At 63.9% G+C, this 17,835-nt stretch carries 22 protein-coding genes and 2 pseudogenes; 12 read left to right on the top strand and 12 right to left on the bottom strand.

Annotation, left to right across the window (positions count from 1 at the left end; all coding sequences use genetic code 11):
- Nucleotides 1-54: 54 nt before the first annotated feature.
- The 4 genes from ACVWWN_RS32575 to ACVWWN_RS32560 all read right to left on the bottom strand — a co-directional run bounded on the left by ACVWWN_RS32575 (nt 55) and on the right by ACVWWN_RS32560 (nt 2,833).
- Nucleotides 55-1,110 carry an LLM class flavin-dependent oxidoreductase gene (locus tag ACVWWN_RS32575; protein WP_457147536.1) on the bottom strand — a complete coding sequence of 352 codons (1,056 nt, stop codon included), beginning with the start codon at nt 1,108-1,110 and terminating at the stop codon, nt 55-57.
- Between the two features lie 165 nt (nt 1,111-1,275).
- A complete protein-coding gene (locus tag ACVWWN_RS32570; RefSeq protein WP_457147535.1) occupies nt 1,276-1,761 on the bottom strand; it encodes a 3'-5' exonuclease in 486 nt (161 codons plus the stop codon).
- Nucleotides 1,762-2,064: 303 nt separating this feature from the next.
- Complete coding sequence (locus ACVWWN_RS32565; protein ID WP_457147534.1) at nt 2,065-2,238, bottom strand: hypothetical protein; 174 nt, start codon at nt 2,236-2,238, stop codon at nt 2,065-2,067.
- Between the two features lie 208 nt (nt 2,239-2,446).
- Nucleotides 2,447-2,833, bottom strand: a complete 387-nt coding sequence (locus ACVWWN_RS32560; RefSeq protein ID WP_457147533.1) for a hypothetical protein — start codon at nt 2,831-2,833, stop codon at nt 2,447-2,449.
- Nucleotides 2,834-3,205: 372 nt separating this feature from the next.
- On the opposite strand from ACVWWN_RS32560, the gene ACVWWN_RS32555 reads away from it, so the two are divergent.
- The 6 genes and pseudogenes from ACVWWN_RS32555 to ACVWWN_RS32530 all read left to right on the top strand — a co-directional run bounded on the left by ACVWWN_RS32555 (nt 3,206) and on the right by ACVWWN_RS32530 (nt 6,873).
- Nucleotides 3,206-4,243, top strand: a complete 1,038-nt coding sequence (locus ACVWWN_RS32555; RefSeq protein ID WP_457147532.1) for a molybdopterin-dependent oxidoreductase — start codon at nt 3,206-3,208, stop codon at nt 4,241-4,243.
- A 50-nt stretch (nt 4,244-4,293) separates the two neighbouring features.
- A pseudogene (locus ACVWWN_RS32550) lies at nt 4,294-4,521 on the top strand (IS3 family transposase); the annotation flags it as partial.
- Between the two features lie 172 nt (nt 4,522-4,693).
- A complete protein-coding gene (locus ACVWWN_RS32545) occupies nt 4,694-4,819 on the top strand; it encodes a hypothetical protein (RefSeq protein WP_457149495.1) in 126 nt (41 codons plus the stop codon).
- Between the two features lie 142 nt (nt 4,820-4,961).
- Entirely contained in the window at nt 4,962-5,348 is a 387-nt protein-coding gene (locus ACVWWN_RS32540; protein WP_457149494.1) for a hypothetical protein, read from the top strand.
- Nucleotides 5,345-6,178 carry a hypothetical protein gene (locus ACVWWN_RS32535; protein WP_457147531.1) on the top strand — a complete coding sequence of 278 codons (834 nt, stop codon included), beginning with the start codon at nt 5,345-5,347 and terminating at the stop codon, nt 6,176-6,178. Before ACVWWN_RS32540 ends, ACVWWN_RS32535 begins: the two co-directional genes overlap by 4 nt.
- Entirely contained in the window at nt 6,175-6,873 is a 699-nt protein-coding gene (locus tag ACVWWN_RS32530; protein ID WP_457147530.1) for a glycosyltransferase family 2 protein, read from the top strand. Before ACVWWN_RS32535 ends, ACVWWN_RS32530 begins: the two co-directional genes overlap by 4 nt.
- Before the next feature lie 9 nt (nt 6,874-6,882).
- On the opposite strand, the pseudogene ACVWWN_RS32525 reads toward ACVWWN_RS32530, so the two are convergent.
- The 4 genes and pseudogenes from ACVWWN_RS32525 to ACVWWN_RS32510 form a co-directional block, all read right to left on the bottom strand.
- Nucleotides 6,883-7,086: pseudogene (locus tag ACVWWN_RS32525) on the bottom strand (IS1634 family transposase); the annotation flags it as partial.
- A 119-nt stretch (nt 7,087-7,205) separates the two neighbouring features.
- On the bottom strand, nt 7,206-9,122 hold the full coding sequence (locus ACVWWN_RS32520; RefSeq protein ID WP_457149362.1) for an ABC transporter ATP-binding protein/permease: 1,917 nt from the start codon (nt 9,120-9,122) through the stop codon (nt 7,206-7,208).
- Between the two features lie 95 nt (nt 9,123-9,217).
- Nucleotides 9,218-9,382 (bottom strand): hypothetical protein, encoded by a 165-nt coding sequence (locus ACVWWN_RS32515; RefSeq protein WP_457147529.1) that lies wholly within the window; start codon nt 9,380-9,382, stop codon nt 9,218-9,220.
- Nucleotides 9,370-9,558 (bottom strand): hypothetical protein, encoded by a 189-nt coding sequence (locus ACVWWN_RS32510; RefSeq protein ID WP_457147528.1) that lies wholly within the window; start codon nt 9,556-9,558, stop codon nt 9,370-9,372. Before ACVWWN_RS32510 ends, ACVWWN_RS32515 begins: the two co-directional genes overlap by 13 nt.
- Nucleotides 9,559-9,748: 190 nt before the next feature.
- Here ACVWWN_RS32510 and ACVWWN_RS32505 point away from each other — a divergent pair, with 190 nt between their 5' ends.
- Nucleotides 9,749-9,922, top strand: coding sequence for a hypothetical protein (locus tag ACVWWN_RS32505; RefSeq protein ID WP_457147527.1), 174 nt, complete (start codon nt 9,749-9,751; stop codon nt 9,920-9,922).
- Between the two features lie 510 nt (nt 9,923-10,432).
- On the opposite strand, the gene ACVWWN_RS32500 is transcribed toward ACVWWN_RS32505, so the two are convergent.
- Entirely contained in the window at nt 10,433-10,636 is a 204-nt protein-coding gene (locus ACVWWN_RS32500; RefSeq protein WP_457147526.1) for an IS3 family transposase, read from the bottom strand.
- A 373-nt stretch (nt 10,637-11,009) separates the two neighbouring features.
- On the opposite strand from ACVWWN_RS32500, the gene ACVWWN_RS32495 reads away from it, so the two are divergent.
- From ACVWWN_RS32495 to ACVWWN_RS32475, 5 genes are all read left to right on the top strand, one after another.
- A complete protein-coding gene (locus ACVWWN_RS32495; RefSeq protein ID WP_457147525.1) occupies nt 11,010-12,371 on the top strand; it encodes an FAD-binding oxidoreductase in 1,362 nt (453 codons plus the stop codon).
- Nucleotides 12,372-12,464: 93 nt separating this feature from the next.
- On the top strand, nt 12,465-12,806 hold the full coding sequence (locus ACVWWN_RS32490; RefSeq protein ID WP_457147524.1) for a nuclear transport factor 2 family protein: 342 nt from the start codon (nt 12,465-12,467) through the stop codon (nt 12,804-12,806).
- Nucleotides 12,807-13,028: 222 nt separating this feature from the next.
- Nucleotides 13,029-13,208 carry a hypothetical protein gene (locus ACVWWN_RS32485; protein ID WP_457147523.1) on the top strand — a complete coding sequence of 60 codons (180 nt, stop codon included), beginning with the start codon at nt 13,029-13,031 and terminating at the stop codon, nt 13,206-13,208.
- 493 nt (nt 13,209-13,701) lie between these two features.
- A complete protein-coding gene (locus tag ACVWWN_RS32480) occupies nt 13,702-14,832 on the top strand; it encodes a flavin-containing monooxygenase (RefSeq protein WP_457147522.1) in 1,131 nt (376 codons plus the stop codon).
- A gap of 38 nt (nt 14,833-14,870) precedes the next feature.
- Nucleotides 14,871-15,965 carry an IS30 family transposase gene (locus tag ACVWWN_RS32475; protein ID WP_457147521.1) on the top strand — a complete coding sequence of 365 codons (1,095 nt, stop codon included), beginning with the start codon at nt 14,871-14,873 and terminating at the stop codon, nt 15,963-15,965.
- A gap of 163 nt (nt 15,966-16,128) precedes the next feature.
- Here the strand turns inward: ACVWWN_RS32475 and ACVWWN_RS32470 are convergent, their stop codons facing one another.
- The 3 genes from ACVWWN_RS32470 to ACVWWN_RS32460 form a co-directional block, all read right to left on the bottom strand.
- Nucleotides 16,129-16,590 (bottom strand): DUF4383 domain-containing protein, encoded by a 462-nt coding sequence (locus tag ACVWWN_RS32470; protein ID WP_457147520.1) that lies wholly within the window; start codon nt 16,588-16,590, stop codon nt 16,129-16,131.
- Between the two features lie 396 nt (nt 16,591-16,986).
- Complete coding sequence (locus ACVWWN_RS32465; protein ID WP_457147519.1) at nt 16,987-17,121, bottom strand: hypothetical protein; 135 nt, start codon at nt 17,119-17,121, stop codon at nt 16,987-16,989.
- A 168-nt stretch (nt 17,122-17,289) separates the two neighbouring features.
- On the bottom strand, nt 17,290-17,520 hold the full coding sequence (locus ACVWWN_RS32460) for a hypothetical protein (RefSeq protein WP_457147518.1): 231 nt from the start codon (nt 17,518-17,520) through the stop codon (nt 17,290-17,292).
- Nucleotides 17,521-17,835: the final 315 nt, after the last annotated feature.

Genomic DNA, 17,835 nt, shown 5'->3' with positions numbered 1-17,835 from the left:
GCGCCGTCGCGGGCGGCCTCGATGCGCTCGACATACCCGTCGGCCGGTTCGGGTCTAGTGACGACGGTCAGGCGGCAGCTTCATAGGCTGACACGCTTCCATCACCGCGATAATCGATTCCGTCCCCGGGCGGGCAGCCACCACCCGCACGATGGCGGTGTCCAAGCCTTCGGCCAGACGGCGGAAAGCGGTGGCGGCGCCGGAGGCGGGCCCGAAGTACCCCACGAGTTCGGCCAACTCTATCGGGAACGCGTCGATCAGTTCCTCGTCGGAGGCACCGCGATCGCGGCGATCCTCCAGTTCGGTCAACGCCGCGTCGAAGCCCATCCGCGCGAAGTGTCCTCGGTATCCCAACACCTTGTTCGCTCCAGGGGGAGCCAGGGCGTACCCCATGAGTGCCTTGGTGTAGGCGCGGCGGGCCGCCTCGATGTCATCATCCACACAGATGCGGATGTACTCGATCATGGTGATCTCGCTCGGATCGCGACCGGCTGCCTGCGCACCCTGCGTCACGGTCGCGCGGCTGACCGCCACCTGCTCGGGCGTGCACCAGTTCAGGGCGGCGCCATCCGCCGCCTCGCCGGCGAGGGACAACATTTTTGGGCCGAGGGCACCTATGGCTACTGGCACTCGCGGCGGCGGCGTGCCGAGATTGATGCCGTGCAAAGCGAAGGCCTTGCCCTCGTGTTCCACCGTCTCGCCGGCAAGCAGGGCGCGCAGCGTCACCAGCCACTCGCGCATGGCGCCGATAGGCCGCAGGCCGTCGTCCAGGCCGAGCGAGCGCCGGAAGGCCGGACTTTGAATAGCGCCGGAGCCGATTCCCAGGACAAATCTGCCGCCGCTAATCTCAGCGACCGTGGCCGCAGCGGATGCCAAGGCTGTCGGAGACCAGTAGCCGATGGGGATCACCGAGATGCCGGTCCCGATACCACCCGCCACCACCTCGGCGGTCGCCACCGACCACTGCGCACAGACGTGTAGTGAATCGCGGCTGATGGCAGCGTTGGTCCAAATGCTTTGGTAGCCAAGATCAGCGGCGTATCTGCCGAGTTCGCGATACTGACCCCAGGACAGTCCCAGGCCCCGATCAAGCCCGACAGCGATCTCCATGTCACCCTTCCCTATCTGTCACCCGCTATGCACCTTCGTTCATCCCCCTCAACGGCAAAGTGTGCCAGCCAGAACGCACGCACGAGACTACCTTCTGCTGCTGAGCGCGATGGGCACCGCGAACATCTTCTGGCTGCAGGCGGCGATCACCATCGACGCCATGGCCTACATGGCCCGCACCGTGCCAGAGACCAAGGGGCGCAGCCTGACCGAGATCGAGGAGGAGCTAGCCGAGCGGATGAGCAGCGCCGCGTCACTCGGCAATGTAGGACATGAATTCCTGGTGCGGTGTGCGCTGCCTGTCCCATTGCCTCCACTGCGGCAGAGCCGTTGGGCGTGTGGGGTTTCGGCAGTGGTAAGTATCAAGCGGTGTTTGGCGCGGGAGATGCGAACGAAGAAGACGGCGCGTTCCTCGTCGAGCTGGGCCCAGAAGGTCTCTTCCTCCACGGCTAAGAAGATCACCAGTTCGAATTCCAGGCCCTTGGCCTTGTGCACTGTGAGCAGTCGGATGGCGTCGGCCTCGGCCAGTCCTCGCAGCGCCCGCGCTGGTGAGCAGCCGGCGTCGAGGTTGTACTGGTAATGGATGAGGCCGGCGTTGATGAGGTCGGTCGCCCGGGTGCCATAGCCGTATTCGGGCGACCACCCGCGCAACGCGTCGATTCCGACGAGCTTGATTTAGCTGTCGATGATCCCGTGTACCGAGTCCATTCGGCTGCAGTCGATCTCGCCGAAGTCAATCCGTGCGGAGACGTCGCGCAGGTATTCGGTCACGCGGGCGAGCACGGCTTCGGTGTCTGCGCTGTTGCCCGCGAGTCGTTCGGTGCTGGCTAGCAGGCGCCGGTAGGAGTCGGGTCATGATGCGTTGTTTGGTGTCGCCTAGCGCGGTGATGCGGGCCTGCCCCCGGCGAAAAGGTACCGGATGAGGGCGTAATGGTTGGCCGTGCAGTCCTGGAACTAATCGGGAAGCACGTAGGTGTAGGTCTGCCGCACGGAGGCCCGCACAGTGGGCTCGTGTTCAACGATTGTCAGGGCCAGCGGAAGGAAGTCGTCGAAGCGGATCGTGCGGTGCTGTACGCGGGCGGCGGCCACGGTGTAGTCGGGGTCGAGCGCGTTAATGCCGGTCAGCACGACACGGTTGCGGTCGATTACGCGTTTGGCGAAGGCGTGGAAGGTGTGGCTGTCCAGGCGTGCGCCAGATCGGGTCCGCAGCGCTCGCTGACGCGTCGCGCCAGGTTGCGTGCGGCATCAACCTTGAACGAAATGGCCAGTATCGGTTTGGGATAGCGGCAGGCTGGTGTGCATCAGGAAGTCGGCTCGTAGGGCCAGCAGCTCGGTCTTACCGGCGCCGGGCCGGCGGTGACCGCGGTGTTGCGGATGGTTTCGCGTACCGCGGTGTCGGCGTCAGGTTCCAGGTCGATCCCGCCGGCGGGTGTCCACATGCGGGCACGGTGGCCAGCAGTTCGCCGACACGGATCACCAACCGCCGCAGGGCGGCCGCGGTCCCGTCGCGCAGCTCGTCATCGGACAGGGCCGTCGGTCCGAAGGACTGGAAGTCACACACCGCAGCCGAACGAACTTCATTGGGTGGAACCCCTCGAGTGTCGGGAACCTCTCGCCATGTGGACTGCCCGCAGCGCTTCTCGGTGCTCGACACGACCACCGGTTCCACGGCGATCTTGGCCGGACGGCGATCGAGCCAGTGAAGCGTTGCTGTGGGCGTCAATGAGGTACGTCCCTGCCGCCGTGCCGTGGATCGAAACAGCGGGGACAGATCAACCCGGTTTTAGAGTTGGTCGCTGATCCCGCTCACCGCGGCCAAGGCATCGGCTGCGAGCTGGTCTGATACGCCGAACGCTGGAGTCGCAAGCAAGGCTCGACACGATGCGGCTCGAGGTGCTGGTGCCGCAGCAGTGGTCTCATCCGAGCAAGGAGTTCCTGATGCCATGGTGTACCCGCGTCGGCTACCGCCCGGTGTGGACCGGGCAGTTCGAGGAGTGCTATATCCCGAGCTCGCGCCGGCTCTTGCGACACCCTGCGACTTTGTCATCTGTCACAAAGAGCTTGCCGACCTTGCCGTCCCGTGAGGATCGGGACAATGGTCATTGTTAGTCGGGTTTCGGGACGGACCGCCATGGATCGAGGGATTCGACCGCTCAACGTCACGCTGCTGACGCTTGTGGTCACGGCCACCATCAGTGGCGTCGTGGCGTTCGGGGCTGGATTCCCGGGCCCCGGGCGGTGGGTCGTCGCCGTGCATGGGGCATCCGGATTGGGGCTGCTGCTGCTTGCCCCGGCCAAGATCGGCGTCGCGCGGCGGGGGCTTCGGCGGCCCGGACGATGGCGGAAGGTGATCAGCCTGACGTTCACCGTGCTTGTGCTGGCGGCGATCGGCAGTGGGCTGCTGCACGCGGTCGGCGGATGGCGGCCCTACCTTGGGCTACTCCCGATGCAGCTTCATGTCGGTGCGGCGGTGGGGGCGGTGGTGCTGCTGGTTGCGCACGTGGTGATGCATCATCGGAGCGCCCGTCGCCGGTGGCGGCCATTGCTGCGCCGCACCGACCTGACACGGCGGCGAGCGCTGCTCGGCACTAGCGTCGTCGCGGGATCGGCGGCGCTGTGGGTTATCGCACCCGGGTTGCCGCGTCGCGAGACCGGATCGCACGAGGTCGGCTCGGGGAACATCGCGAACGTTCCCGTCACGCAGTGGATGTTCGACCCGGCGCCGGACATCTCGGCTGCGGCCTGGCGTCTCCGAACCCCGGACAGATCGTTTGACTTAGCGGCCATCGCTGCGCTCCCGCAGAGCACCGTGCGCGCCGTGCTCGACTGCACGGGCGGCTGGTTCACCGAGCAGGAGTGGCGCGGGGTGCCGCTCTCAGCGCTCGGGTTGCGGCAGGGGGCGTCGATCGAGGTCGTGTCGACGACCGGCTACCGCCGCCGCTTCCCCGCCCGCGAAGCCGGCACGCTGCTGCTGGCGACGCAGGCCTCTGGCCGTCCGCTCTCGGCCGGCCACGGTGGTCCGGCCCGGCTCGTCGCGCCGGGGCGGCGCGGGTTCTGGTGGGTGAAGTGGGTGGCATCCATCGAAGTTGTCGACGAACCGTGGTGGTGGCAGCCGCCGTTTCCCCTGCAATGACCCTCATCCCGGTGACCGGCGAGGTGTTCCTCAATATTTGAATCGGCGCAATGGTTCGTCGACCTGTCCCTGGCACCGCCAAACTCTGCACAATCGACGGCGCACGGATGCCACCGTTCCAGCGCGCGATTCGGCAGGCCTGGCTGACCGACCAGATCCGCGCCGTGCACACGGCGTCTCGGGGCACTTACGGTGCGCGGCGGGTGCACGCCGAGTTGACTCTCGGCCTTGGTTTGGCGGTGCGGCACGGCCAGGTGGAGATGTTGATGGCCCGCGCGGTGATCAAGGGATGCTCGGCACGCGCCGGCCCAGGCCTCGGCACGAGACGCCAACGGCGGTCGATCTTGTCACCCCCGGCCCGACTGCGGGCGGCCGGCACGCTGACGCTCCGCGTCGATCGCCCGGTGGTCGGGATCGCACCGACGACAAATCGGAGCCGGCACCGAGGCAGTGGGCACACTCGGGATCACCACCGTGGCCGACGGGATCCGGCTCGTCGACCGGTCGGTATACGTGTTCGACGACGACATGCTGCTGGCGGGGACGTTGCGCGTTGCCGTTGAGTGTGTTTGGTGACACGCCTGGGTCGGATTCCGGCGAAGTGCCAGGTAGGAGCGTGTCTGTTGTGAGATCCTGCGGGGGTGTCCGCTGACCGGGCGGCTGCTCCTTCGGGGGTGGTGACGTTTTTGTTCACCGACATTGAGGGTTCGACCCGTCGGTGGGAGGCCGATGCGAAGTCGCCAAGGCCACCTACCGCGACATCCTGGAACGGCGGGCTCGGGAGAACGCCGTCGACTTCATCCATGGCGTGGGCACCGCGCTCACGCCCACTGCCTTCTTCGAGACGTTCATGGTGAAAAGTTGTAGGACCATTGTCGACTCGGGCACCAGGGTTGATGTGAACACCGGCATCGTCGCAGCGAGTCGGCTCCAGGCCGTGACCGGGTCCAGGGTCGATATCGCCGAGATGGTGGCAAAGATTCCACGGCGCTGGCCCGATGTGCATGAGCAGCGCGCCTGGCGTGTGTTCGCCGACCGCACCGGCATCGGCTGGACTGTCACTGGTCACCGTTTCAGCAATGGGCAGTTCGGATTACGTAGATGAACGTCATCCTGTTCGTGTTCGCCGGCCGCAAGCAGAACATGGAACTCCAGCTCCCGCTAGTCAGGCGCATCATTACTGAGCATCCCAATGTCCAATATCACGTGTGGAATCTGTCGCGTAATGACGACGACAATCTTTACGTCCGAGCTATCGAGGGTGAACGCATCACCGTCTTGAATGACTATTTTGGCATCGCCCCGTGGCTGGGGTTCAATGCCGTATATCGTCACTACGCTTACAACCCCAAGTACCGGGATCACCTATTCGTGAAGGTGGATGATGATGTCGTTTTCATTGAAACGGGCCGGTTCGGGGAGTTCGTTGACGCCGTGAACGGCAATCGCGCGTCAGTGGTGACCGCGAAAGTCGTCAACAACGGGGCATGCACGCCCACCGAGCCGGGGTTGTGGAGCGGCTTCGAAGCCCTTTCCTTGCCGTTGTTGGATGTTCACCTCAGCGGTGAGTACGCCGTGATGAGCCACACCTACATGTTCAAGCACTGGCGCGAAATGGTCGGCCAACCAGTTAAACTCATCAAGACCCGCGACTGGTTGTCGATCAACACGATTGGCTATGACTGGCGTATGGTCCGCAAAATAGTGCGCCGCGTCGGAACGCCATCGCCGGGGGATATCGCGGGCCGCAGCTTCACCCCCAGAATCAAGATCGGCGATGAGGGCATGGTGAACATGCTGCCGCGCTTGATTTTTCAAGGGTTTCTGACCGCTCATCTTTCATTTGGTCCACAGCACGCCCATCTGACCGATGCCCAGTTGTCACTGTGGCGGAAGCGTTACGCCGCAATCGGAGAGCAGTATCTCGACGCATGAATGTCGCCATCGTTATCCCTTTCAGAGACCGCGGTAATGACCCACTGCGCCCGGCCAATCTGAGGCGCGTCATCGAGCATTGGGACGGCTGCGATGTGCCTGTCTGGCTCAGCGACGACGGGCGGGTGGGAGACGCACAGTTCAACAGGTCGCAGGCCTACAATCGCGGCGCCCGGTTCGTAGATGCGGATGTGGTCGTGTTCGCAGAGGCCGACATGCTGGTGTCCTACAGCCAGATACGGCAGGCCGTCGCGATGGCGGCAGCGGCCCAGGGTCTGGTGGTGCCGTTCATCCAGTACCGCTACCTCACACCCGAAGACTCCGGCCGGATCCGCGCGCACGACATCGAGCCCGGCGACTGCATCCCGGAATCCACCATGGACAACGGTGAGAGCATCGGCGCCATCAACGTCGTCAGTCGCGAGACGCTGTCCGCGATCGGCCAGTGGGATGAGGTCTTCGAGGGGGCCTGGTACGACGACGTGGCGATGAAGATCGCCTTCGAGGTGTGCGCAGGCCCCACCCGGTGGGTCGATGGGTCAGCCTGGCACCTTTGGCATAAACCAGGTTTGGATGGGTCGCATCTAACCGCAGAAGACAAGGCCGCGACTGCCCACAATAAAGCGCGAGCAGAGCTGTATCGACAGGCCACCGCCCCCGAGCGTATCCGCGAGCTGACGGCGGGTGGGCACTAGCGTCGCCTGGGTGTCGATGAAGGTGCAAAGTTTGGTCATGTCCAGCGCCAGCCCGGTCCGGTCGAGCCCGAACTCGGTGACCATGCGACGGGAAAGCCGGGTCTCGATCTCGCGCAGCTGCCCGTCGCAGAGGCGGTCCATCGGGTCTAAGAACCGACGGTGATCCACCCCGGCTCGGTTCAGCCGCACCCACCGCGGGGTTGCTATGAGGGCATGCGGTGAAGCTACTGCTATCCAGCGGGGACTGCGTCGGCTATCGCGGATCGGCCTGAACGCCGACCTTCGGGTGCTGAAAGTGCTTGCCGCGCAGACTGACAAGCGGCTAGACGGGATTAGACGCGGGCGAGTTCGCCGCCTTCCAGCCTGCTCAGCCGCCACTCGCCACCGCCGAGCAGTTCCAGATGCTCCACGTGATGCTGGCCGACAGTGCTGCGGTGGGTGACACTGACCAGGACGGTGCCCGGGAGCTCGGTGCGCACCATGTCGTACAGCATGAACTCCAAGCCCTCGTCGAGCGCGGACGTCGCCTCGTCGAGGAATGCGACCTTGGGTTTGGTCAACATGATCCGGGCGAAGGCGATGCGCTGCTGCTCGCCGGGTGAAAGCACCTTGGCCCAGTCGGCCACTTCGGAGAGAAGCTTGGCGCACTGCGGCAGCGCCACCTTGTTCAGCACCCGGAAGAGTTCCTCATCGGGAATCTCGCCGGGCTCCTTGGGGTAGGACACCACCGCACGCAGGTCACCGAGCGGTACATACGGCATCTGCGAGAGGAACATCGTCTCGTTGGTGCCGGCGGGGCAGCGCAGCGTGCCGGTGGTGTACGGCCACAGCTGGGCCAGGCTGCGCAGCAGCGTCGTCTTGCCGGCGCCCGACCTGCCGGTGATGATCAACGTGTCGCCGAGGTTCAGGCGCAGATCCAGCGGCCGGATCAACTGCTCGCCGGCCGGGGTGCGCACCTCTACGTCGTCGAGTTCGACCAGGCAGTCCCTGCTCGGCGTGACGGTCAGCGACGGCAGCGCGCGGCCATCCTCATTCGCGACCACCAGGCCGTGCAGGCGGATGATCGACGCGCGCCAGCCGGCGAAGCTGTCGTAGGCGTTACGGAAGAACGAAAGCCCATTCTGGATGTTGCCGAACGCCGTCGCGCTCTGCGTGACGTCGCCGAACTTGATCTGCCCGGCGAACAACCGGGGCGCTTGGATCAGCCACGGCGGCAGGACGATGATCTGACTGATTGAAAAGTTCCAGCCGAAGAAACGCATCATGCGGTTGATGTAGCGCTTGTAGTTCGACACCACCGGTTGGAATCGCCGATGCAGCTGCAACCGCTCCGCGGCTTCGCCGCGGTAGAAAGCGACCGACTCGGCGGCGTCCCGCATCCGCACCAGGGCGTAGCGGAACGCGGCGTTGTACTTCTCGTTGTTGAAGCTCAGCCAGATGATCGGGCGGCCGATCCAGAATGCGACGATGGACGCGAGGATGACGTACGCGAAACCGATCCAGAACATCGCCCTGGGCATGGTGACGCCGAACAGCGTCAAGTTCCCGGACAGGTGCCACAGGATCGCGGTGAACGAGATCACCGAGACGACGGCGTCGATCGCGCCGAACAGCAGCGTGCTTCCGGTGGTGTTGTTCGGGGTGTTGGGCAGCGGCCCGACTCCGGCGGTGAAGATGTCGATATCGGACTGGATGCGCTGGTCAGGGTTGTCGATCCGCTCGTCGATGAAGCGCCCGCGGTAATACGCCTGGCCGGTCAACCAATCACCGGTCAGCCGGTCGGTGAGCCAGACCCGCCAGGCCAGCATGAACCGCTGCATCATGAACAGGTCGAGCATGACGCGGGCGACGTGCACGGCGGCCAGGATCGAGAAGATGCCCAGCGAGGTATAAAAGCCGTGCTTGCCAGACTCTTTGACCGCTTCGTCGCCTGCGCCGATGCCGGTGAACGCGGCCTGCGCCGCCGACATCATGTCGTTGCCCTGATAACTGAACAACACGTTGAGGCGCACCCCGACGATCACCGACAGCAGCAGTGCCGCCAGCCAAAGCCACACCTTGACGCTGTGCGGGCCGGTGAAGAAGGCGCCGGTGATGCGCCAAAACTGCCGGCCCCACGTCGTATAGCGAGCAATCAGCACCAGCACCACCAGGGTGCACACCGCGGCGATCGCCCACGCCCTGGCGATCCATATCGCCGAATCGAACAGCGCGCGCCCCCAATCGATCGAGAACGTAAACAGAACGATCACCAGTGACTTCTCCTACCCCGGGGTTCTCCCGTATTGCGCAACGCTGCGGCGGAGCCACCGCAGCGACCGCTCGCGACGACGCCGCGCAGCTTTCAGCGGAACGTCGCCTTCAGGTGGCGCACCAGCTCGTCGGTGTCGACGACGCCGCGCGCGGCGATACCGAGGTAGCCGTCGGGACGAATGACGAACACGGACGTGCCAGAGACATCGTAGTTGGGCGCGCAGTCACCGTTGGCGTCGCGGATCAGGGGCAGCACGTACCTGCCATGTCCGCGTCCGGTGCCGCGACCAGGTAGACGTCCATCTGCCCGTGCGCGGCCTGCAGCACAGCATCGGCGGCCGTTTCCAGGCCCGCGACGTCGTCCGCGCCGGCGGCGTTGCCGGCACAGAGCAGGGTGGTGTGATCGCGGCCCAGCAGGGTGTACAACCGCATGGGGTCGCTGACCGCCTGGCGGGTCAGCCCGCTGGCGTCGAGCGCGCGACCGTTCCGTCAGGCCCGACGATCGGGCTGTCCGCGTAGGAGATCAGCAGTTGCGCCTCTCGACGGATGACGAAGCTGGGATCCGTTGAGTCCGAACCGCTTCCTCGCGGGCACTGCGAACCGTGCGGCCGACCATTGCGGCATGGACATTTTCAAGACCGCACGTGACGCGGCCGTCGCCGCCCAGCGGAACCCGGTCCTGTGGCCAGGCGCTGACCAGCGGTTCACCGGTTACGGCGTAATGGGGCTGACGTTTCGCAGCGGACACTATCTGGCGATGCGGCACATACCCGCGTCATCGATCGGCCTCGAGTAGAGAACCAGATATCGCCTCGAAATGGGATGGACCGCACTCGTTGCGGGTAACCGTGCCCGACATGCTCGATTGGCGAATCGAGCTAGGATCACCCCCGCTACGGTGATGATGACCGCATTGTTACACCGGCTATCCCAATCGCCCGGCGCACCAATGCTTTCAGCGGGTGGTGAATGCGGTCGCCGCAGCGCTGTTGCGGGCTGGACGCGTCGGTATGCGCGGCACAGCCTCGTCGGGCGCGCTGAGCTTTGAAACCGGAAGTCGTGCCTGGTGAAGGTAGCGCGCCTCGACGATGGGGCTTCGTAAAACTGCGCGCGCCAGCACTGTTACGCCGCGTAACACGCGGATGCATATCCGAAGTACACCGAGCGGTTGACGAGGATCGCGGAGTGCCTTGCACAGATCAAGAACCACGTCAGTGTGCTGCTGAGAATGCCAGCCGAGATCACCAAGTGGCGTGTTCCCGCTGAATGAGTCCACCTGATCTGCCCCCGCTGTTTCGAGGCCTGGTTATGCGGCTTGAGGGATCGAATAGGTGGACGTCCAGAGCGTTTCGAACTCTGTTGGGCTGATGTTACCGAGGTAGCTGTGACGGCGTTCGGCGTTGTAGAAGTTGTCGATGTAATCGGCCATGGCGGCGGCCAACTCGATGGTGGTGGCCCATCTGCGGGTATTGAGCAACTCGACCTGCATCCGTGCGGAGAACGACTCCATGGCAGCGTTATATCGAAGCAGTCGATGTCCAGACGCTCAGCGCTGGGCTACATGACGCCGGCCGAGTCCTCTACATACTGCAAGTGCACCCACACCCCGGTTTGCCTGCAACATCAACTAAATCTGGATCAAACCAACCCGACTCTAAAAACAACTCTAAAAACGGGTGAAATCTGCAACGGGGACTCGCCAAGACCCCCCGCGAGCCGGTGGCGAGAGCGACTTTTCGGCGGCGAATTTGAGCTCATGGGGTATGCCGGCAGGCTTGGGCACGATCTTCCCCTTCGGCTCGGCGCGCGTCATAATCGGAGCGTCTAAAACGGGGTAATTTGCGAGTGAATCTCTCTGACGCGGTGGAGAGGGGGCGAGGGCGATGGATATCCAAGCCTTGAAGTCCACATTTCATGGTGAGCTGTTCGAGCCTGCGAGCGCCGGCTATGATGACGCCCGGCAGATCTGGAACGCGAGCGTCGACAAACGTCCCAGACTGATTGCCCGTTGCTCCGGCGTCGCCGATGTGGTTGCCGCGGTGAACTTCGGGCGCGCGAACAATCTCCTCACGGCGATCCGCGGCGGCGGCCATAACGTCGGTGGTCGCGCGCTCTGTGACGATGGTCTTGTCATAGACCTTTCCCGCATGCGCGCCGTACATGTCGATTCGGCAAATCAGAGCGTTCGCGTGCAGGGTGGCGCGACCCTCGGTGATCTGGATCGCGAAACCCACGTCTTCGGCCTTGCGGTCCCGTGCGGCATCGTGCCCAACACCGGTATCGGGGGCCTCACCCTGGGCGGTGGCGTGGGCTGGCTGCTTCGCAAGCACGGCATGTCGATCGACAATCTGTTGTCCTGCCAGACGGTTATCGCAGACGGTCAAGTGCTCGGCGCCAGCGCTGGCGAGAACGAGGACCTCTTCTGGGGTCTTCGCGGCGGCGGTGGGAATTTCGGCGTTGTCACCTCGTTCGAATTCAAAGCGCACCAGGTTCATACCGTCCTGGGCGGACTCTTGCTCTATCCTCGAGACGACGCCGTCGATGTCATTCGTCATTTTCGTGACTTCATCGCAGCCGCTCCTGACGAACTGACGGCGTACGCCGCGCTCCTGCATGGTCCCGATGGTGCGCCGCTCGTCGCGGTGATTCCCTGCTACTGCGGGGCGATCGCGGCCGGGGAACGTGTGCTGCAACCGCTCCGCTCGTTTGGCAAACCGGTTCTTGATGCGATCCAACCGATGCCGTTCCCTGTGATGCAAGCCCTGCTTGCGCCCTCGTTCCCGGACGGCACTCACAACTACTGGAAGTCCACCCTGCAAAGACAGCTGTCGGATGACGCCGTCGCGGCCATTGTCGACCATGCAAACCGTATGGTTTCGCCACTCTCGGCAGTCGTTCTCGAATATTATGGCGGCGCCTTCAGTCGGATTCCCAGAGACGCCACCGCTTTTCCACATCGCGATCTTCCGTGGGACATTTTGTTCATGGCGCAGTGGACCGATCCGGACGAGACGCGCGACCACCGGGATTGGGCCCGCGCGGGTGAAGAAGTGCTTCGGCCCTTCTCTGCGAACGCGCATCTTCTGTCTGCGCTCGACGTCGAAGCCGAAGAGGTCATTTACAGTGCCTTCGGCGACAACCTTCCGCGCCTGGCCGCCGTCAAGGGCAAATACGATCCAGCGAATTTCTTTCGAGCCAACCACAACATCAGACCGCAGCTGGCACAGGCAGGCGCGTTCGAATAAGAAACGTGTACCTCGATGTGCCCCTCGGCGACGTCGCGAATAGGCGCGACTAGCTACCGCTCGCCGTACGATCTCTGCGTGGGGAGGAGGGCCATGGCGCTCATCGATACGCAACAGACGATGGATGCATATTTCCGCGACCTGCTCGATCGGGGCGACTACTCGAGGCACTACAGCGACGACGTGGTGGTCGAAGTCCGTGGAACAGACCAGCTGTATCAGGGCCGTGAAGCCGCGAAGAACTGGGTCGAAGGTATTCACGCAGTTGGCGAGATCAAGGTGCGCAACGCGTTGATGGGCGAGACGCACGCGGTCGCTGAGGCCGAGCTCGTCCGTAAGGATGGAATCTCGGTGCCCTACTCGGTGATTTACGACGTGGCCGCTGGCAAGATCACCGCACTGCGGCTCTACTTCACTGGCCCCGCTCAGCCGTAGCTGCCGACACCCTTGCAGCCCGGGGCGCACAGGCTCTGGTGGGCCGAACGACGTGCTCGTGTCCAGCACGCTGCGCGTCCTCGCGATCGGGGCGGGGCTCGAATTCGACGACCGCGGGCTCGCTAGCTCAAACGCGTGCCCGGCGAATGGCATCTCTTCACCGTCACTACGTAACGGCCTGCGACACACAGTAAACGGTGCGGGCTGGTTACGTTCGGCTACGTGGTCGTTGTTGAGTCGGCGTTCGGCGGTGATGGTATCGGCGCGGTTCTGGACGATGGGGCGGGGTCGCACCCGAAACGCCAGTCCGGCGGCGAGCAGGCATGCCGCCGCGCCGACGACCGACGATCGTCGGCGACACCGACCGGGGTTGTCAGCGCCGCAGTGACCTACTTCTTCTAGTTGGGGGCGGGCAATCCTAGCGGTTCGGTAAGCTCGCCGCGCACGCGCTGCGCGTTGGTGATCTTGGGTTGCCGTTCACTGCTTGGTGGCCACGAATGTCTCATGGCCACAGTTTGTAGTGACTACGCCGTCGCGGATGTCGGTCCGGCCGCCTCCGGTGGAGAAAATGCCCCGTATCGTCTCGTTTTCATTGCTGGTCGAGAAGGATGCATCGGCGTTCAGGGAACCGGTATGTGGTGATCCATAACTGCTTATAGTCAGCGTGCTGCCCTGATGGGTAAAGGTCGTGGTGCCGTCAGAAACCTTCCCCGCAATATCATTCCCGCCGCAGACGTAACTGAGGTAGTGCCACAGGTAGGTGCCTTCGAGATGACCTGGAACCAAACCGTCCGGACGGTGAGTCGATCTCGCGTCGCTACCGAACTGAACCGATTCCTGCCCATATGCCCATCACGCACGGTCCGCGGATCGCGTCGGCGATTACTATGACCCCGTGGCGGAGGTCATCGTCTGCGGCGCGGGTGCGGCCGGGCTGGCAGCCGCGGCAACCCTGACCCGTGCAGGCGTCGGAACGATCGTGCTCGAACGAAGCGACTGGGTGGGCGCGAGCTGGCGAGCCCGTTACGACGGACTGCGGCTCAACACGCCCGCGTGGATGTCGACGATGCCGGGGTATCGTGCGAGCCACCGTCGTTACGGAGAATATCCGGCCCGTGACGACTGGGTCCGGTACCTCCAGGACTACGTAGACCATCATCGGATCGATGTGCGGTTCGGCACGCCGGTTCACAAGGTGAGTGCGTCGCATGGTGGCTGGCGAGTGGAAACCAGTGACGATGCGCTACAGGCACGCTTCGTCGTCATCGCGACCGGCCACGACCACGCCCCTGACCTCCCGGACTGGCCGGGGCGCCCCGGATACGCGGGTGAGCTGATTCATTCCAGCGCCTACCGCAACCCGAGGCCGTACCGTGGCCGCGACGTTCTGGTGGTTGGGCCTAATGTGACAGGCTCCGAGGTTGCGAACCAGCTAGCCAGGGGCGGTGCGGCGCGCGTTCGCGTCGCGTGCCGGACCGTGCCGAACCTTGTTGCCCGCAAGTTCCTGGGCGTGACCGTCAATGTCCCCGGGCTCGCCTTGAACCACCTCCCGTTACGCGTAGCCGACGAGGTTGCATGGCTAATGCAGCGAACCTTGTTCGGCCGCCTCGACCGGTACGGGCTCCCACGGTCGCCCGAAGGGGTCGCGACCACGATGGCGCGTCGGCACCAAGCACCGGCGTACGACGACGGGTTCGTCGAGGAGCTCAGGGCCGGGCGCATCGAGATTGTCGCCGCGGTCGTCGGCTTCGACCGAAGTGATGTCGTGCTGGCGGACGGTGCCCGCATACAGCCCGATGCGGTAATCGCGGCGACCGGCTACCGCCGTGGCCTCGACGAGTTGGTCGGCCACCTGGGTGTCCTCGATTCCAACGGCGTTCCGCTGGTGAGTGGGGGGCAGGAGCATCCCTCGGCAGCGGGCCTCTTCTTCATTGGTTACCGAGTCGACCTCAGCGGTCAGCTGCGACTCATGCGGATCGATGCTCGTGCGATCGCCAAAGCGGTTCGACGCCAGCGCGCCGCCTGAGACGTAGTTGTGGAGTGGATCGACTGTTTGACACTTTCATGACGGCGGCCGTCAGCGCGTCACGTACAAGTGACTACTGGCAAGCGCGTAGGGCCGTATTTCGTCATCATGGCGGGTCGTGGTCGTGCCAAAGCTGTTCCGTCGCCTCGTCGACTACCTCCACCTTGGGGACGAGTCGATGGCCGGCTTCCCCGCCTTCCTCGATCAAGCCGCCGACAAGTTCTTCATCCTGTCCACAGGACACTCAACCAATGGGCTGGACGCCATTGCTGGCAGCGTGCGCTTCATCGACACCGATAAGTTCCCGCTACTTGACACAAGACGACCGCATCGAAATCGCCGACGGGCTCGCTGCTGGGGAGCCGGTGAAGGCGATTGCCGAGCGGATCCTCCGGACCTTCCAAAGTGTGTATCGCGGGATCGCCAGAAATCGGAAGCCGGACGGGACCTACCAGAGCCCTGGTATTCCCACGCCCAGGCTTATCAGCGTCACCGCCGGCCGAAACGCGTCGCCGCCGATGAAGGGCTGCGATTGGCGGTGGCAAAGAAGCTGGCGAAGAAGTGGTGTCCTGCCCCGATCAGTCGCTGGCTGCGGCGCCGATATCGTCGTCGGCCGGCGTGGCATCTGTGCACTGTGGCGATCTACGAGGGTGTTTACCGAGTTGTGTCAGCGCGCCGTCACGAGACCGCCCACGCCCGCGCCGGTCGGCGGCCGCGACGCTAGTGGAACGAAAGATGTGTCTAACACTGCTGATTCGACTGCCGGATGGACACTCTGCACAGCAAGTCGGGATGCCCTGATCGCAATGTTCACCCAACTTCCGCTCAAGCTGCGCAGAACCCTGACCTGGGACCAGGGCAACGAAATGTTTCTTCACGAACGTATCGAGGAGGCAACAGGGCTGAAGATCTACTTCGCCGATCCGCACTCACCTTGGCAGCGCGGCAGCAACGAGAACTCCAACGGGCTTGTGCGCCAAGACTTACCGAAGGGTACCGACCGCAGCGTCTGGAGCGACGACCAACTCCGGCAGATCACCGACGAACTCAACGACCGCCCACGATTGTGGCTGAAGGACAACACCGCGGCCCAACTTCTGCGACGATGGGAGCGCCAGTCCATACTTCGCTGATTCGCAACGGTGACTGGAATCCGCTCGGGTTACCCGACCGGAATTTGCCTCTCCTGTCACGACAAGTGCGGCCAGGCTTAACCATTCGGGGGCGGTTCATCGCAGCTCCCGTCGCGCGACTCAGATCGGCGAGCTCAGAGCTGCGATGAACCGCGCCCTCGGGTTACCGTGCTTCGGGTGCTGTGGGCGCCGAGCTCATGCCCGCCGGGACGCCGTCTCGGCGGACACGGCCCATCGCGACGCCCAGGCCGATCATCGCTACCGCCAAGCCCAGGTGTAACCAGTTGTCGGCGTCGTTGACCGGGACGAAATTCATTGAGCTGTCGTGATCGATGACCATTCCGTAGAGAAACAGCAGCAGGTAGATGACCCCGCCGCCGATGAGGTATCCGCGAGCGGCGTTAAAGGTACGCGCCACTAGCACCCCGGCTACACCAAAGGCCAGGTGCACGATGTTGTGCAGCACCGACACATGGAAAATGCCCAGCAGCGCGGCGTGGGAATGGTGGCCGGCGAAGGTCAGCTGGTCGTAGTTCGTGGTGACGCCGGGAACAAATCCCAGCGCTCCCACCAGCAGAAAAGCTATACCGACGGCTAGGGCGGCTTTCTGCACTGGTGAGCGCATTGTGGAAGCGAATTTGGCGCCTCGGTCAGGAGCGGAGTAATCCGATGTGGGCATCGTGGGCCTTTCTTCGGTGATGGATTGGTCGACGATTCCCAGGGGCTGCAGGCCCGACCACGCGCATGGGTACCCTCCGGGTGACCGCCGAAACATGCTGCGCGTTACCCGGGTGATTGCCCGCTATGGACCTAGTGGAAGGCACCGTGGATGGACGCGTCCGAAGGCAACCACAGCAGGTGAGCGGTACGGCTTTGGTCTGCCCGGAAAGCGGCAGGGCTGGCGGACGACAAATGGGCGCGCGTGCCGTGCGGGCAAGAACCCGTTCCTCGACGAGTGGTGGCCTGGGGAGGTTTGGACGTTGCGATGTCGCTCGGGGGCTTTCGCAGGCCCAGGACCGAATCACCGGGGCGTGATCAGGTTGGCGTCTAGATGAGTATCGGTGATCACAAGCAGTGCGGGGAGACCGAATACAAGTGCGGCGATCGCCGCGACTATCCACACCATCGACAACGCGGCTCTCAAGCGCTTAGACACACGGTCCGACATTAGCCCGTTGAGCGTCAAAGCCAATAGGCTCGCTGTAACGCCGTTCGGAATCCATGGATTACGGCACGGGGCGGCAGGGGCTCAGACGTTATTTTCAGTCCGCACTTGACTGTTCGATCCTGCCGAGGACGAGTTGATCGCCGTCCGGAGCGCCAGTCACACCAGCGCCACGTCGTACACCGGAGTGACAAGTAACGCACAGGCAGTTCCCTTGGCACCCCAACCGTTCGCGAACACGCCGGACAACGATCCGACACTCGGCCCCGACTGCGGTGGAGGCGCTTGCTTCTGAACTTGACTGCCGAACGCGACGCCCCTCACACCGACGATGCCCCCACCGCCGGCCAGGTAACCGAAGGCACGTCGCTGGCCATGGGCAAGATGCACCGTTTCCGTTGTGCGGGTGTCGAAATGCTCGACGCCCGTTTCTCAGGAAGGACGAAGGTTCAGGCCCCCACAACCTCGTGCTCGCTGGGGCCGGTCGGCCGACGGTTGTCAACGCCGGTTTGTCTAAATCGACATTCGACAGGCGCTTCTGGCGCCGGAGATTCGATTTGCTTGCTGAATTCGCTGGGTTTGCGCTGCGACTACGAGGGTATTGCGGTTAGCGATCGCAGCGGCCATTCCGGTCAGGGTCCGACCTCTGCCGCCGAGCAGAGAGCGGCACCGCAAATCCATGAGTGGGGCTCACGAGCCTCGTAA

It is taken from the genome of Mycobacterium sp. URHB0021 (assembly GCF_054057895.1).
The sequence above is the reverse complement of the archived record's forward strand: the minus strand, read 5'-3'. Positions and strand labels throughout refer to the sequence as shown.